This window comes from Kribbella caucasensis (assembly GCF_004361855.1).
In the GTDB taxonomy this organism is placed as follows: domain Bacteria; phylum Actinomycetota; class Actinomycetes; order Propionibacteriales; family Kribbellaceae; genus Kribbella; species Kribbella caucasensis.
Genome location: NZ_SNWQ01000009.1, coordinates 213,874 through 228,995 on the forward strand (window position 1 = coordinate 213,874; position 15,122 = coordinate 228,995).

18 protein-coding genes are annotated in these 15,122 nt (G+C 68.1%); 10 read left to right on the plus strand and 8 right to left on the minus strand.

The annotated features are described in order from the left end of the window. Nucleotides 1-8 precede the first annotated feature (8 nt). A complete protein-coding gene (locus tag EV643_RS20280) occupies nucleotides 9-485 on the plus strand; it encodes a ribose-5-phosphate isomerase (RefSeq protein WP_133801669.1) in 477 nt (158 codons plus the stop codon). Here EV643_RS20280 and EV643_RS20285 read toward each other — a convergent pair. Next, nucleotides 440-661, minus strand: a complete 222-nt coding sequence (locus tag EV643_RS20285) for a hypothetical protein (RefSeq protein WP_133801670.1) — start codon at nucleotides 659-661, stop codon at nucleotides 440-442. The two genes, EV643_RS20280 and EV643_RS20285, sit on opposite strands and share 46 nt — an antisense overlap. A 10-nt stretch (nucleotides 662-671) precedes the next feature. On the opposite strand from EV643_RS20285, the gene EV643_RS20290 reads away from it, so the two are divergent. The 5 genes from EV643_RS20290 to EV643_RS20310 all read left to right on the plus strand — a co-directional run bounded on the left by EV643_RS20290 (nucleotide 672) and on the right by EV643_RS20310 (nucleotide 5,177). Beyond that, on the plus strand, nucleotides 672-1,514 hold the full coding sequence (locus tag EV643_RS20290) for an Fpg/Nei family DNA glycosylase (RefSeq protein WP_133801671.1): 843 nt from the start codon (nucleotides 672-674) through the stop codon (nucleotides 1,512-1,514). 90 nt (nucleotides 1,515-1,604) lie between these two features. Continuing rightward, nucleotides 1,605-2,756: a PP2C family protein-serine/threonine phosphatase gene (locus EV643_RS20295; RefSeq protein ID WP_238165697.1), complete on the plus strand. Its 1,152-nt coding sequence runs from the start codon at nucleotides 1,605-1,607 to the stop codon at nucleotides 2,754-2,756. A gap of 267 nt (nucleotides 2,757-3,023) precedes the next feature. Continuing rightward, nucleotides 3,024-3,992 carry a hypothetical protein gene (locus EV643_RS20300; protein WP_133801673.1) on the plus strand — a complete coding sequence of 323 codons (969 nt, stop codon included), beginning with the start codon at nucleotides 3,024-3,026 and terminating at the stop codon, nucleotides 3,990-3,992. A gap of 10 nt (nucleotides 3,993-4,002) precedes the next feature. Further along, a complete protein-coding gene (locus EV643_RS20305; RefSeq protein ID WP_238165686.1) occupies nucleotides 4,003-4,716 on the plus strand; it encodes a class F sortase in 714 nt (237 codons plus the stop codon). A gap of 11 nt (nucleotides 4,717-4,727) precedes the next feature. After that, on the plus strand, nucleotides 4,728-5,177 hold the full coding sequence (locus EV643_RS20310; protein ID WP_238165687.1) for a hypothetical protein: 450 nt from the start codon (nucleotides 4,728-4,730) through the stop codon (nucleotides 5,175-5,177). Here the strand turns inward: EV643_RS20310 and EV643_RS20315 are convergent, their stop codons facing one another. From EV643_RS20315 to EV643_RS20325, 3 genes are read right to left on the minus strand one after another with little or no spacing between them, the layout of a single operon-like run. Then, nucleotides 5,178-5,558 (minus strand): PIN domain-containing protein, encoded by a 381-nt coding sequence (locus EV643_RS20315; protein ID WP_133801674.1) that lies wholly within the window; start codon nucleotides 5,556-5,558, stop codon nucleotides 5,178-5,180. Then, a complete protein-coding gene (locus EV643_RS20320; protein WP_133801675.1) occupies nucleotides 5,558-5,842 on the minus strand; it encodes a DUF1778 domain-containing protein in 285 nt (94 codons plus the stop codon). The genes EV643_RS20315 and EV643_RS20320 overlap by 1 nt, the downstream gene beginning before the upstream one ends. A gap of 40 nt (nucleotides 5,843-5,882) precedes the next feature. Further along, nucleotides 5,883-6,344 carry a MarR family winged helix-turn-helix transcriptional regulator gene (locus EV643_RS20325; protein WP_133801676.1) on the minus strand — a complete coding sequence of 154 codons (462 nt, stop codon included), beginning with the start codon at nucleotides 6,342-6,344 and terminating at the stop codon, nucleotides 5,883-5,885. Nucleotides 6,345-6,423: 79 nt separating this feature from the next. On the opposite strand from EV643_RS20325, the gene EV643_RS44210 reads away from it, so the two are divergent. The 3 genes from EV643_RS44210 (at nucleotide 6,424) to EV643_RS20335 (ending at nucleotide 8,309) form a co-directional block, all read left to right on the plus strand. Next, nucleotides 6,424-6,594 (plus strand): hypothetical protein, encoded by a 171-nt coding sequence (locus tag EV643_RS44210; RefSeq protein ID WP_166665513.1) that lies wholly within the window; start codon nucleotides 6,424-6,426, stop codon nucleotides 6,592-6,594. A gap of 95 nt (nucleotides 6,595-6,689) precedes the next feature. Further along, nucleotides 6,690-7,415 carry a CDP-alcohol phosphatidyltransferase family protein gene (locus EV643_RS20330; RefSeq protein WP_133801677.1) on the plus strand — a complete coding sequence of 242 codons (726 nt, stop codon included), beginning with the start codon at nucleotides 6,690-6,692 and terminating at the stop codon, nucleotides 7,413-7,415. Continuing rightward, nucleotides 7,416-8,309: a DMT family protein gene (locus EV643_RS20335; protein WP_133801678.1), complete on the plus strand. Its 894-nt coding sequence runs from the start codon at nucleotides 7,416-7,418 to the stop codon at nucleotides 8,307-8,309. It abuts the gene before it with no gap. Here EV643_RS20335 and EV643_RS20340 read toward each other — a convergent pair. The 4 genes from EV643_RS20340 to EV643_RS20355 all read right to left on the minus strand — a co-directional run bounded on the left by EV643_RS20340 (nucleotide 8,254) and on the right by EV643_RS20355 (nucleotide 14,081). Next, nucleotides 8,254-9,432, minus strand: a complete 1,179-nt coding sequence (locus tag EV643_RS20340) for an AAA family ATPase (RefSeq protein WP_133801679.1) — start codon at nucleotides 9,430-9,432, stop codon at nucleotides 8,254-8,256. The genes EV643_RS20335 and EV643_RS20340 overlap by 56 nt on opposite strands. A gap of 145 nt (nucleotides 9,433-9,577) precedes the next feature. Beyond that, a complete protein-coding gene (locus EV643_RS20345; RefSeq protein ID WP_133801680.1) occupies nucleotides 9,578-11,434 on the minus strand; it encodes an ABC transporter ATP-binding protein in 1,857 nt (618 codons plus the stop codon). Next, nucleotides 11,431-13,095 (minus strand): ABC transporter ATP-binding protein, encoded by a 1,665-nt coding sequence (locus EV643_RS20350; protein ID WP_238165688.1) that lies wholly within the window; start codon nucleotides 13,093-13,095, stop codon nucleotides 11,431-11,433. The genes EV643_RS20345 and EV643_RS20350 overlap by 4 nt, the downstream gene beginning before the upstream one ends. A 437-nt stretch (nucleotides 13,096-13,532) precedes the next feature. Beyond that, nucleotides 13,533-14,081, minus strand: coding sequence for an AAA family ATPase (locus EV643_RS20355; RefSeq protein WP_202869644.1), 549 nt, complete (start codon nucleotides 14,079-14,081; stop codon nucleotides 13,533-13,535). 260 nt (nucleotides 14,082-14,341) lie between these two features. On the opposite strand from EV643_RS20355, the gene EV643_RS20360 reads away from it, so the two are divergent. Continuing rightward, nucleotides 14,342-15,049, plus strand: coding sequence for a hypothetical protein (locus EV643_RS20360; protein ID WP_133801683.1), 708 nt, complete (start codon nucleotides 14,342-14,344; stop codon nucleotides 15,047-15,049). Nucleotides 15,050-15,122: the final 73 nt, after the last annotated feature.

The window sequence follows — 15,122 nt, forward strand, 5'->3', positions numbered from 1 at the left end:
TTCCGCCCATGCGAGTGCACATCGGCTCCGACCATGCCGGTTTCGAACTGAAGAACCACCTGGTCCAGCACTTGACCGCGGCCGGGCACGACGTCGTCGACCACGGACCCGCCGTGTACGACGCGGTCGACGACTACCCGCCGTACTGTCTGCGGACCGCGGAAGCGGTTGCTCAGGAGGACGGCAGTCTCGGCATCGTGGTCGGTGGATCGGGGAACGGCGAGCAGATCGCCGCGAACAAGGTGAAGGGCGTCCGGGCCGCGCTGGCCTGGAGCACCGAGACCGCGAAGCTGGGCCGCGAGCACAACAACGCCAACGTGATCGGCATCGGCGCCCGGATGCACAGCGAGGCCGAGGCGACCGGGTTCGCCGAGATCTTCCTCGCCACGGCGTACTCCGATCAGGACCGGCACACCCGCCGGATCCAGATGCTGACCGACTACGAGGAGACCGGCGAACTGCCGCCGCTGCCGCCTGCCTCCTGACCGCCTGCCTCCTGACCGCCTGCCGTCTGACCGCCGGGAGTCTGGCCGGAATCGGTCGGCTGCCGCGGCCGTTGTTCCTTGCGCGGCCGGGAAACGTCCCGGGCGCGCATCGAGCGGGCGATGCCGACCACCGCGGGAGTCGGCGCGCCCCGGCCCTTGCCTGACGTCGTACCCATAAGAGGAATCATGCCCGAAGGTCACACCCTGCACCGGCTCGCGAACGACGTCTGGGACGCGTTCGGCGGCCGGCCGGTCCGAGCTTCCAGCCCGCAGGCCCGGTTCATCGAGGGCGCCGCGCTGCTCGACGGACGCGTGCTCCGGCAAACCGAGGCCCACGGCAAACACTTCCTGGCCGAGTTCGAGGGCGCCGGCTGGCTGCACATCCACCTTGGCCTGATCGGCAAGGTCGACTTCGGCACCGCGCCGATCCCGATGCCGGTCGGCCAGGTCCGGCTCCGCCTGCAGAACGACGCGGCGTACGCCGATCTGCGCGGCGCGACCGTCTGCGAAGTACTGACCGACGGCGAACGGGAGACGCTGATCGCGCGGCTGGGTCCGGATCCGCTCCGCGACGACGCCGATCCGGAGCTGGCGTGGAAGCGCTTGCAGCGGAGCAAGCTGCCGATCGGCCAACTGCTGATGGACCAGGCGGTGCTCAGCGGTGTCGGCAACGTGTACCGGGCCGAGGTGCTGTTCCGGGCCAAGCTGCACCCGATGACCCCGGGCCACCTGGTCAAGAAGCGCGAGTGGCAGGGGATGTGGAACGACCTGCTGGCGCTGATGAAGTACGGCGTCGAGACCGGCCGGATCGACACCGTCGGCGACGACCACACCCCGGAGGCGATGGGGCGTGATCCGCGCCGCGACGACCACGGCGGTGAGGTCTACGTCTATCGCCGGCAGGGCCAGCACTGCCACGTCTGCGACTCGGTGATCCGGACCGAGATCCTGGCCGGGCGCAACCTCTTCTGGTGCCCGAAGTGCCAGCGCACCGGGCAGACGCGCAAGCCGCGCAACTCCAGCCGGTAAGGATTGTGACGACTTGATGCGCGGACCCGCCAGTGCCGTTATCTTCTTCTCACCATGAGAAGTGGCGGTGGTCTCGCTGGCTTGCGACGGGTGGGGCGGCCGGCCCGCTCGTTGGTCCGTCGCGCGCGCAAGTCGCACCCGCTGGCGATGTTCGCCCTGCTCGCCCTGACCGTCACGATCAGCGCGTTCTCGCTGGCCTGGCCCGCATGGGTTCCGACCGCGGCCCTGGTCATTCCGCTGATGCTCGGCGGGCTGGTGCTGAAGTTCAAACCCTTGATGGCGTTGACGTTCGTCTCGCTGGTGCTCGGCTCGTACGCACTGGCCGCGCGCTCGGCGGGACTGCAGCAGATCGGGTTCGTGGTCACCCTCGGTGTGGCCGCCTGGATCGTGCTCGCCGGGGCGAAGGTGCGCAGCCGGCTGGGCGTCAAGGGCACCCGGGGCGAGTCGATGCTGATCGAGTTGCGCGACATCCTCACCGCCCAGGGCGAGCTGCCCCGGTTGCCCGCGGGGTGGCGTGCCGAGGCGGCGATCCGGTCGGCCGGGGGAGCGACCTTCTCGGGTGACTTCGTGGTCGCGGCGACTCGCGGTGAGGATCTGCTCGAAGTCGCGCTGGTCGATGTCTCGGGCAAGGGAATCGATGCCGGGACAAGGGCTTTGTTGCTGTCAGGTGCGTTCGGCGGGTTGCTGGGTGTGGTGCCGGTGGAGGAGTTCCTGCCGTCCGCGAATCACTACCTCCGCCGGCAGGACTGGGACGACGACTTCGCCACGGTGGTGCACGTCGCGGTCAACCTGCGCACCGGCGATTTCGACGTACGGACGGCCGGTCATCCACCGGCGATCCAGTTCGACGCGTGGTCCGGCCGCTGGGCGACGCGAGACGCCGACGGGCCGTTGCTCGGGTTGGTGGAGACGCCTGAATTCCAGGTGAACAAGGGGCAACTGAAGCAAGGCGACGCCTTGTTCCTCTACAGCGACGGGATGGTGGAGACGCCGTTGCGCGACATCGGCCGCGGGACCGACCGCCTGGCGGGCCACGCCGAACGCCTGGTTGGGCACAGCTTCCAGGGTGCGGCCGCGGAACTGGTCCACGAGATCGGCGGCCCCGGCGACGACTCCGCCATCGTTGTCATCCACCGCATGACCCATGCCACCGAGGCGGACCCGGCGCCGCGCCCGACCACCCCCAACCTCCTCCGCCGCCGACGCCCGACCCCGACCCTCCGCACCGTCCGGCAAGCCTGAAACCAGGCCGGCCGTCAGATCTTGGTTAAGAATTCCGAGACGGGGCTCTGCGGCGGCGTGGGGGCTTTGCGGCGGCTCGGCCGTGTGGTTGGGTATCCGGGTCGGGGGACTCGGGGTTATGTGGCCGGTTGCGGACTGCGTGCGAATCGTTACGTCCGGTTGTTGACTACGGCAACAGAAGCTCCATACTGCGAGTGGGTGGCTCGCTGTCGCGACCACCGTAGACATCGCCGGTCGCGACCGGCATGACCATGGGGAAACAGACCTGTGAACGAGGTATCGAAGGACCTGCGCGGACGCGATGCGGTCAAGCCGAAGAGCTCCCGAATCGTCGCTCTGCTGGGCGGAGCCGGCGCGCTGGCGGTCGTCCTCGGGGGGATCACCCTCGTGGCTGCACCGGCGGCCTCGGCCGACGGGATCGTGAAGCCCGGCAACCCGACCTGTGCGGAGCTCGTCCCTGGCTCGACGGAGATCAAGTTCGACCCGCCGAACCCTGGGTCGAAGACGGCGGACGGTGTCACGGTGACGTGGACCAAGCGCACCCTCCTGGTCGACGACCCGGACCACGATGGCATCCAGACTGGCGGCGAGGTCATCGACTTCACCGCGGTGGGCGGAACCGTGCTCGGCGCCATCGTCAAGGGCAGCCCGAGCGGCAACTTCTACGACTATCGGCCGGCCGGCACGATCATCGGTACCGGACTGCACACCCCGGTGAACCCGAAGAACGACAAGTACTACGGCATCAGCCACGTCAAGTTCTGCGTCGGCAAGCCGACCCCGCCGACGACGCCTCCTACGACGCCGCCGACGACGCCTCCCACGACGCCGCCGACCACGCCTCCCACGACGCCGCCGACCACGCCGCCGACGACGCCTCCCACCACCCCGCCGACCTCGCCGACCATGACGCCGACGGACACCCCGCCCACCACGCCGCCGACTGAGACGCCGACTGTCTCGCCGTCGGACACCCCGGCGCCGTCCGACACTCCGAGTACGCCGGCCACTAGCGAGACCCCCGGCGTACCGGGCCCGTCGGAGTCCGACACGCCGACCGTCGGTGTACCGACCGAGGTCGACGCCGGTCTCGGTGGCGGTGACAGCGCGGCTTCTGTTGCCGGAGGCAACGGTCCGTTCGGCGTCATCGGTGCTCTGCTGATCGCCGCCGGTGCCGTGATGCTGGCCATCGGTGGCACGGTGACACTGCGTCGACGCGGTACGCACAGCATCTGAATGAACTGACGTGAGTTCCGCCCGGCGACGCGGTCGACCTGCCCCACTTCGGTGGGGTGGGTCGCTCGCGCTCGCCGGGTTGCTCATTGTCGGCGCCGGCGCGTACGTCCAGCTCGGCCGTGATCGAGCCGGCGCCACGACACCGTCGGCCGTCAGCCCCTCCGGTACGCCGGAGGCGGCCGGCCCGGCGATTCCTTTGGGAGACCCTGCGACTCCTTCCGCGACCCCATCGACGGTGAAGCCGGCGACGCCGTCGCGCAAACCGACGGTGAAGGTGCCGGCCGCCAAGCCGGGTCGCCCGACCCGGATCTCCGTTCCCCAGTTGGGGATCACCGCGCCGGTGGTCGGAATCAGCGCGGTCGGCGGCGCACTCACCCCGCCGTCGAATCCGGCGAAGGTCGGCTGGTGGTCGGGTGGCGCCCAGCCCGGGGCTGCGCGCGGTTCGGCCGTGATCACCGGACACACCGTGCACGACGGTGGTGGCGCCTTCGACAACCTGGAACGACTCCGGCCCGGCTCGACCGTCACAGTGGCCACGTCGCGGGGGATGTTGAAGTACCAGGTCACCAGCGTCACGACGTACCGGAAACAGGCGCTGGCCGCCGATGCGGCGAAGCTGTTCGACCAGGGAATCCGCGGTCGGCTGGTACTGGTCACCTGCGAGGACTGGAACGGCAAGGTCTATCTGAGCAACGTGGTCGTGGTGGCCCGGCGGATGGCGTAACCTGCTCGCTCGTGCCGATCGATGGGGTGGAGAACGCCGACCTGAGCGCTCCGGACGTGTCGTTCGAAGGGCTGGTGGCGACCATGCCGGCGTCCGTCCGGGACGTGTTCCCGCCGGGCGGGTGGAAGCTGGGCAAACTCTGGGCGCTGGAGCTCAAGGTCGAGCCGATCGAGGTCGCCGACCTGATCTGGCTGTTCGACCTGCCGCTCTGGCCGTTGAACGGCGAACGCTTCAAGGTCACCCCCAACCAGGTCACCGAGACGCCGATGAACTACCGCGACCACTACCAGCGGGTGATGGACGCCGACCTCGACTTCCCCATCCACCTGGTCGCGTACCGCGGCCGCCTGGTCGTACTCGACGGCGTCCACCGGTTGCTCAAGGCCCACTTCCTCCGCCGCCGCTGGATCGAAGCCAAAACCGCCACCGCAGCCCAACTCCAACTCTGCACCGGCCCCTGATCAAACCACGAACTGCTTGAGCTTCACCCCGATCGCATCCGCCAGATGCTCGAGATCCTTTGGGTCGCTGGTCACCACTGCCGCCTGATGTTGAACCGCTGTGACCACGACGATGGCGTCGACGACGTCCGCAGTACCGGACGATTTGCACAGCACGCCGGCGGCTCGGCCGATGCGTTGGTCGTCAGGCACGATCTCGCAGCCTTTGAGGAGCCGCGACAGCTGATGCTGGGGCCCACCGCGCCAGGCCTGGGCCAGCACCACCACAGGCACGATCGGGCGCACCCGAGCTGCCGTGATCTCGTCGTGAAGGGCCAGAAGGTCCGGGCTGTTCCGCTCGGCAGCCACCAGGGCGCCGGTGTCGTAGACGATCGACCTCATCAACCGGCCGACTGCCACTGGTCGTCGAGGAGCCCCGCCTCCATCATGAACTGCCGCGCCCGCTGGCGAGACTCGTCCGGGAGCGGGCCGTGCTCGGCCTCGTACTCGGCAAGCATCTCGCGGACCGCCGTCCGGCCGGCAGCATGCGCCGCGGCGGCCTGTGCCTTCTCGACTGCGGCGGCGGCCAGCCAGGCAGAGACGGGCTGGCCTTCCTGTGCCGCAGCCGCCTTGATGGTCTCCTCGACCTCGGGCGGCACCGAGATCGATAACTTCCTCGCGGTCATGTGGCCACGATAGCAGGCGGTAGGAACGCGTTCCTACCGCCTAACTGGTGGCGGCTGTGATTACTCGGGTGAGGTTTTTGTGGAGGGACTCTAGTTCGGTCAGCGTCATGCCCAGGCGGGCGATGATGGCGGGTGGGATCTTGAGGGCTTCGGTGCGGAGGGACTGGCCGGCGTCGGTGAGTTCTACGGCCAGGGCGCGTTCGTCGCGGGGGTCGCGGCGGCGGGTGACGTAGCCGGCGGACTCGAGGCGCTTGAGCAGTGGCGAAAGGGTGCCGGGGTCGAGCTGGAGCAGGTGGCTCAGCTGTTTGACCGACAGGGGTGACTCCTCCCAGAGGGCCAGCATCACCAGGTACTGCGGGTGGGTGAGGCCCATCGGGTCCAGCAGCGGGCGGTAGAGGGCGATCACGCTGCGGGAGGCGACCGCGAGCGCGAAGCAGACCTGCCGGTCCAGCGCCAGCAGGTCAACCTCTTCCAAGTCAGATGACTTCGGCGGCTGAGGCATAAATCTCCTTCTCTCGACGTTGACTACACTAACACTTGGTACACAAACTATTGCCACACCAATCGTCTGGAGTGCTGCGATGAGCAAGAAGAGCGACGGACTGAGCCTCGGCTACCGGATCCGCTGGCGACTGACCTGGCTGCTGCTGCACATAGCCGGCCCGGCCTCGCTGTCCGACGAACTCGACCCCCGCCGCCGGATGGAACGCGAACGCGCCGCCAAAGTCGCCCGCGCGAACGGGATGGGGTAACAGCGCGCACCCAGGCTTGTGAGACGCTGAGCCCGGGTAGTCCGGCGGGTGACGCCGGCCGAGTTCTGGGAGTCCCACTGACCACACACGACGCGGTGCGGGAACCGTTCGCCGGGTCGACGCGGCTGCGTCTGGCCGGACTGGCACTGCATGCCTATACCGCGAGCGGAACGGTGCTCGCGCTGCTGATAGTGATCGCCGCCATCGACGGTGATGCCGTCCGGGCGCTCTGGCTCGGCCTGGCCGCGCTGATCATCGACGGCACCGACGGGATGCTCGCGCGCCGGTTGCGGGTGAAGGAGACGCTGCCGTGGTTCGACGGCGCGATGCTCGACAACATCGTCGACTACCTGACCTACGCGTTCGCCCCGATCGTGCTGCTGTGGACCGGCGGCTACCTGCCGGACGGGTACGGAGCCCTGCTGGCCGCGTTGCCGTTGCTTGCCTCCAGCTACCAGTTCTGCCGGGTCGACGCGAAGACCGACGACCACTTCTTCCTCGGCTTCCCGAGCTATTGGAACGTGGTCGCCTTCTACGTCGTCATCCTCGGCCTGGGCCCGGTCGCGACGGCGGCGATCCTGGTGATCTGCTCGATCCTGGTGTTCGTCCCGGTCAAGTACGTCTACCCGTCCCGGACCAAGGCGTTCCGCTCGACGAACCTGCTGGCCACCGCGATCTGGCTGGTGTCGTACGCCGTACTGCTGGCCCAGATGCCGGATCCGAGCCCGATCGTGGTCGTCCTCTCCCTGGCCTATCTCGTGTACTACGGCGCGCTCAGCCTCTATCTCACCTTCTGGGTGCCGCGCCGCAAGGTCGCCTAGGTGGTACTGGGGCTCGGCGCCGCGCTCGGTGCGGCGGTGCTCTTCGGGATCGCGGCGATCCTCCAGGCGGTCGGGTCCCGCAAGGTGCCGACCGGGTCCGAGCTGGATCCGCGCCGGCTGGCGGGATTCGTCGCCGGGCTGCTGAAACAACCCGCGTTCCTGGCGGCGCTGGTGCTCAACCTGGCCGGGTACGCGCTGCACTTCGTCGCGTTGCGGCTGCTCCCGCTCTACCTCGCGCAGGCGGGGATCGCGGCCAGCCTGGTCGTCACCGCACTGCTCGCGACCCGGCTGATGAGCGACCAGTTGTCCGCGATCGAGTGGACAGCGGTGGTTGGGGTGTGCGCGGGTCTCGGCCTGCTCGCGGTGTCGGCGGGTGATCAGGGGGCCAGCGCGAGGCACCACGGTCTGACGGTCGGCGTGATCGTCGGGCTGATCGTGATCGCGGTGCTCGGTGGCCTCGCGAGCCGGTCCCAGCATGGCGGGGCGACCGCGTTGCTCGGTCTGCTTGCGGGATTCGGGTACGCCGGGGTCGCGATCTCCACGCGGCTGCTGGAGGACGGGTCGATCGGGGAACTCCTGCGCAGCCCGACGGCGTACACGTTGCCGATCAGTGGTGCGCTCGCCTTCATCCTCTACTCGCTCGCCTTGCAGCGTGGTTCGGTGACGTTGGCAACCACGCCGATGATCGCGTTGCAGACGATCACACCGGCCGCGGTCGGCGTACTGCTGCTCGACGACCACGTCCGCGACGGCTGGTACGCCGGTGCGCTGGGCGGGTTCGCGGTGACGGCCGTCGGGGCGCTGATCCTGGTCCGGTTCGAGTCGGTGAAGGATCCGGTCAGCGAGTCGGCCACTTCCACGGTGGTTCGTCCAGAGGGCCCTGACCTTCGATAGCGGTCTGGCCGAAGTCCTTCACCAGCTCGATCGTCTGCAGGTCGTGGCCGCTCTCGTCGGCGCCGGCCTGGAGCGCGGCGTGGAACGGGCGCGAGTGGGTCACGACGATCACCTGGGTGTCCTTCGCGGCGGTGACGACGAGATTCGCCAGCGCGGGCAGGAGATCGGGGTGCAGGCTGGTCTCGGGTTCGTTGAGGACGAGGAGCTCGGGCGGACGCGGGGTCAGCAGAGCGGCAACCCAGAGCAGGTAGCGCAGGGTCCCGTCGGACAGCTCGGCGCCTGACAGCGGCCGCAGCAACCCGTGCTGGTGGAACGCAATCTCGAACCGCCCTGAGTCTTTGCGGATCTCGAGCCGGCTGCCCGGAAAGGCCTGCTCGATCGCAGCTTTCAGTGCGCCGCTGTCGCCGATCTCCTGAATGGTCTGGAGTGCGGCCGCGACGTCGGCGCCCTCCGAGTCCAGCACCGTGGTCCGGGTGCCGATCTGGGCCTGCCTCGCGGGAGCGGTGAGGTCGGTGCGGAGGTGGTCGTAGAACCGCCAGGAGCGGATACGTTCACGCACGTTGAGCAATTCGGGCGCCCGCACCGGGTCGGCGTACTCGCTGAGCATGCTGTCGAACGACTGCAGCGCATGTCCGCCGTCCTCCCAACCACCATCGGCACCGCGGATCCGTACGCCGCCGGCTCGCCGGTCGACCAGGAGCGCGGCCGGCCGGAAGAACGGACCCGCCCAGAGCGCTTCCCGTTTGATCTCCGGGTCGAGCGCGAACGCACCGGCCGGTGGCAGCGGCAGCCCGAAGTCCACCGCGTAGCCGTAGTCCTCGGAGGCGAACCCCATCCGCAAGCTCACCGGACCCGACCTGACCGTCCCCTGCACCTGATGTTCACCTCGCCGGACGGACTTCCCCAGGTGTTCGGGCCCGGCCCACAGAGTCGACTGCAGACCGCCTTCCCGGGCCAGGGCGGCGACTGCTCCGTTGCGCGAGGCATCGGCGAGCAACCGAAGCGCGCGGTACAAGCTGGACTTGCCGGTCCCGTTCGACCCGATGACGACGTTCAACCTGCGCAACGGCATCACCAGCCGCCGAAGAGACCGGTAATTCTCAATCGCCAACGAGGTCAACACACCCGCCAAGCTACCCACCCCCACCGACACCCCGCCGCCCCCAGCCCGGGGCATCTCAGAGGCTAACCTCCACGGTGAATGGTTGCCCCCTCGGATTCTGAGTGGGCAACCATGCATCCGAGAGGCTAGCCTCCGAGATCGGCCATCAGGCGAGGGAGTCTTCCCAGGCTTGGTGGAGGTCGGCGTAGTTGCCGCCGGTGGTGATCAGGGTTTCCGGCGGACCGTCCTCGAGGATGCGGCCGTGTTCGAGGACGATGACCCGGTCGGCGGTCTCGACCGTGGACAGCCGGTGTGCGATCACGATCGCGGTCCGGTCGGCCAGGATGGTCCGGAGCGCGCGCTGGATCAGCCGCTCGCTCGGGATGTCCAGGCTGGACGTCGCCTCGTCCAGGATCAGCACCGCCGGATCGGCCAGGAACGCCCGGGCGAACGCGACCAATTGCCGCTGCCCGGCCGACAACCGGCTGCCCCGTTTCTCGACCGCGGTCGCATACCCGTCCGGCAGCGCCATGATGAAGTCGTGCGCGCCGATCACCTTGGCCGCCTCGACGATCTCCTCCATCGTCGCGCCCGGCTTGCCGAACCGGATGTTGTCGGCCACCGAGCCGGTGAAGAGGAAGTTCTCCTGCGTCACCATCACCACCCGCTCCCGCAGGTCGTCCTCGGTCAGGTCGCGCAGGTCGTGCCCGTCCAGCAGCACGTGACCGCCGGTCGGGTCGTAGAACCTGGCCACCAGTTTGGCGATGGTGGTCTTCCCCGCTCCCGTAGTACCGACCAGGGCAATCGTCTGCCCGGCCGGTACGTCGAGGTCGAGGCCGGGCAGTACCGGTACCCCGTCGACGTACGAGAACTGCACACTGCGCAGTTCCAGGTGACCCCGGGCCCGCTCAGGCCGGGCCGGCTGCAGGGGTTCGGCGACGTCGGGTTCCTCGTTGAGTACGCCGGACAGCTTCTCCAGTGCGGCACTCGCGGCGAGGAACGTGTTGTAGAACTGCGAGATCTCCTGCAGCGGCTCGAAGAACTGCCGCAGGTAGAGGAGGAACGCGGTCAGTACGCCGACGGTGACGTGCCCGTGGTAGGCCTGCCAGCCGCCGTACGCGAGGATCGCGACGATGGTGATGTTGCCGACGCCCTTGATCGACGGCATGAAGATCGCGTTGATCCGGAACGACTCGAGGTTGGCCTCGCGGTACCGGTCGTTGACCCCGTGGAAGATCTCCTCGTTGCGTCCCTCCCGGCGGAACGCCTGGACCGCGCGGATCCCGGTCATCGACTCGACGAAGTGCACGATCACCAGGGCGACGGCTTCCCGGGTCCGCCGGTAGACGAGCACCGAGCGGCGGCGGAACCACGCGGTCAGGAAGAACAGCGCCGGGAACGACAGCAGGGCAAGCAGGCCGAGCTTGAGGTCGAGCGTGAGCAGCAGGATCGCCGTACCGACCAGGGTCAGCACCGCCGTCACCAGACCGTCGAACCCGGTCCGCAGCATCTCGTCGATGACGTCCACGTCCGAGGTCAGCCTGGAGATCACCCGGCCGGACGTGTACCGGTCGTGGAAGGACGGGCTGAGCCGCTGGAAGTGGTCGAACAGCCGCCGCCGCAGACCGAGCAGGATGGTCTGCCCTAGCTTGCCCGACCGCATCAGGAACACCTGCCGCGCGTACGCCTGGATCAGCGCCGACGCCAGCACCGCCCCGACGACGATGACCAGATCCCGGCTGCCCTCACCCGCCAGGATCGGCGGGATACCCCGGTCGATCCCGAGGTGGACCAGGTACGGGACCGCCAGCCGCGCGGCGTTCTCGACCAGAACGATCACGACCATCAGCCAGATCAGCTTCCGGTACGGCCGCAGCAGGTCGAAGAGCAACTGGCGCGACTGCTCCTTCAGCCGCACGGTCGTTGCCCTGGACAACTCGTTGTCGGACTCCTCGGCGTACCCGCGCCAGGACTCCTCCGCCGAGGTGGGTTGAGGTTGAGGTGTCTGCTGGGTCGTCGTCATGCGTGCACCTCCTCCTCTTCAGCGGCGAGCAACAGCCGGTACGCCGGGACGGTGGCCAGTAGTTCGGCATGCGTACCGACGTGGGTGATCGTGCCGTTCTGGAGCAGCGCCACCTGGTCGGCCAGCATCACCGTCGACGCACGGTGGGCAACGACGATGCCGGTGGTCTCGGCGAGCACGTTGCGCAGCGCCTCCTCCACCAGGGCCTCGGTGTGGACGTCGAGGGCGGACAGGGTGTCGTCGAGCACCAGCACGGCAGGTCTCGCGAGCACGGCCCGCGCAAGGGCGAGTCGTTGCCGTTGGCCACCGGACAGCGACATCCCCTGCTCACCGACCCGGGTGTCGAGACCCCAGGGCAGCTCGTTCGCGAAGGTCGCCTGGGCGATCTGCAGTGCCTGCTGGATATCGGCCTCGGTCGCGTCCGGCCGGCCGAGGGTGATGTTCTCCCGCACACTCATCGAGAACAACGTCGGGTCGTCGAAGGCCGATGCCACCGCGTTGCGCAGGGACTTCATGGTCAGATCCCGGACGTCGTGCCCGTCGATCGTGATCCGCCCACCTGTCACGTCGTACAGCCGGGGGAGCAGGGCGGTGAGGGTGGTCTTGCCGGATCCGGTCGGGCCGACCAGCGCCAGCGTCGTACCGGGTGGGAGGTCGAGGTTGATGTCGTGCAGTACGTCGGGCGAGTCCGGCGTGAACCGGAAGCTGACGTTCTCGAGCCGCAGGTGGCCACGCGGCTTGGTGAGCTCGTCCGTACCGTCTTTGAGGCTGGACTGGGTGTCCAGGATCTCGCTGATCCGGTCCGCCGACGTCATCGCCTCCTGGGCCATCGCCAGGATCGTGCCGAGCGCCGCGACCGGCCAGATCAGCGACAGCATCAGCGTGATGAAGGCGACCAGCGTGCCCAGGGTGATGGTGTTCCGGCCCACCGCGAGCGCGCCGAGCAGCAGCACGATCACCAGGGTGAGGTTCGGGATCACCCCCAGGAAGGTCCAGAATCGTGATGCCAGCCGGACCTTCTCGATCGAGGTGCCGTAGAGCTTCACGGCGCTGTCGTCGAACTGGGCCTTGACGTGCTCACGCCGGCCGAACGCCTTGATCACCCGGAACCCGAGCGCGGACTCCTCGATCGCGGTGGCCAGGTCGCCCTGCTGGTCCTGCACCCGGCGCGAGATCGCCAGGTACTTCTTCTCGAACCGCAGCGACAGCAGGATGATCGGTACGGCCGCCACCAGTACGACGACGCCGAGTGGCCAGTACAGCCTCAGCAGCAGAATGGTGACGACGACGAGTTGGAGGATGTTGATCACCAGGAACAGCAGGCCGAAGCCCATGAACCGGCGGATGGTGGACAGGTCGACGGTGACCCGGGACAGCAGCTGACCGCTCTGCCAGCGGGTGTGGAACTCCATCGGCAGCGACTGCAGCCGTACGTACAGGTCGTGGCGGAGGGTGGCTTCGAGGTCGCTGACGGCTCTGGACTGGGCCCAGCGGCGGACCCAGACCAGGATCACTTCGCTGATGCTGAGTCCGAGGGCCAGCAGGGCGAGGGGGAGAAGGAGGTCGATCTCCCGGCGGGTGACCGGCCCGTCGATGATGGCCCGGGTGACCAGGGGGACGGTGAGGCTGACGCCGACACCGAGGATGGCACTGGTGAACATCGTCACCAGGCGCCAGCGGTGCGGTCTGAGATAGGGGCGGAGTCGCCAGAGGTTGTTGCTGCGGAAGTGTTGTCGGCTGGAGGGGGTTCGGGTGGAAGGAGCTGCGATCGACGGCGCTTGGGCACGGTGCTCTGAAGGCATCTGGACGGGCGCACTTCCCATCATGCTCGGCAGTGAGGGGCTTGCAACCGGAAAACGGCGCACTTTCCAGTATCGCCGTCTCGTCAGTTCCTGTCCTCTTTTTTCCCTCCCGCGGTGAACAATTGCCGCTTTGTGCAATAAGCGATTCCCGGTCCCGCGCGGTGACCCACCTCACAGCCATCACGATTCGCAATAGGTGAACCTGCCGCAGCGACCGTCGTACTCCCGCGCCCGCGACGTCCCGGCCGCCCGGGTCGTGTACTGCGACGCCGCGGCGTACGACGCCGGCCGGGCTCTCATTCTTCGAGCGCGTGCGCGATCTCTCCGCCGGCCACCCAGGCAAGATCACCGATGATGCGCTCGACCGTCTCGTCCAGGCTGCTGGACTTGTCGATCACCTGCTCACCCGGTACGCCGAGCAGGTCGCAGTCCTGATAGCACTCCCGCATCTGCTGCGGCGTGACCACCTTCGCCAGCGGCCGGCCGGCATGCCGTCGAACCGTCTCCTCGAACGGCAACTGGAAGTAGTACACGCCCGTAAGGCCCGCGTGGTCAGCAATCAACTGCCGCACCATCGCCCCATACGTCGGGCTGTAGAGGATGCCTTCCAGAATCACGTGATACCCGTGATCGAGCGCATACCGCGCCGTCTGATCGATCAACCCGACGTTCGGCGCACCCGCCCGATCGTGCTCCCGCAACAGGATCCGGCGCAGATAATCCTGCTCAACCCAAGCAACCCCACGCCCAACCCGCCGCCGAACCTCCTGCGCCGTAGTGCTCTTCCCAGACCCCGAGTTCCCCCGCAAAACAACAAGCCGCGACCCCACATCCCCAACTCTCACCAGCCCAGGACCCTAAACCACCTCGAGCCCGCCGCCGGTGGACCATACTGTCGCCGTGGATGAGATCTCCCTGTCGGTCCCGCGCTACCGCCAAGACATAGGGGTTGTCTCTACAGCTCGCTCAGCCTGCAATCGGCTCCCCTCCTGATCGCCCGCCAGGACAGCATCGACACCACACCTACCTCGTCCCCCTAGCAGGTGCCGGCGATCTGGTACCACGACCTTCGGGGCCGTCGGCTGCTGTGCGGGAGGATGGCCGCATGCGTAGGACTCTGAGCGCGGTGCTGGCCATGCGGGGGAGCAATCTGTTTGCGCTGCTGGGTTTGCCGCGGTTGCCCGAGGTGCCGCAGCTGGACGCGGCGACTCAGCGTGCGTACGAGGAGTTCACCAGAAGGTACCTCGACTCGCCCGGCACATTAGACAGACTGCGGCCGCCGGGAAAGGTGATGACCTACCTACGGTGGCTCGCGGTGCACCACCAGGTGCTGTTCCATGGGAGCCAGCGCGACGGGATCAGCGAGCTCAGACCTGACCGGGAGTCCGACGACAGCACGCCGTTCGGGAGCCAGCGCGCGGTGTTCGCCACGGACGATGCGGTGTGGGCGATGTGGTTCGCCCTGCTGGCCCGCGGGCGAGGCTTCCGCTCCACGCGCAATGGCGTCTGGTCGGTAAGAGGCGACCGCCAGACGCGGCAGTACTTCTTCTCGGTCAACAGCGACCAGCTGGACGCCGAGCTCCTCACCGACGGCTGGCTGTACGTACTCCCGCGAGCCGGCTTCACGGCTGAGCCCGCCATCGCCGGACTGCTGCAGTCTGGCCAATGGGTCAACCCCGACCCGGTCAGGCCAATCGCCCGGTTCCCCGTCATACCGACGGACTTCCCGTTCACCAGCGTCATCGGACGCCACAGCGACACCGAATCCTTGGTTCGAACCCTCTGGAACGCCCGAACCGCGAACCGCCACTGACGCGGCGATCACCAGTAGCAGGGTCCGCGTGACGACGATTTGCTGTGCATCTCTAAGACGGACGGGGCGGTAC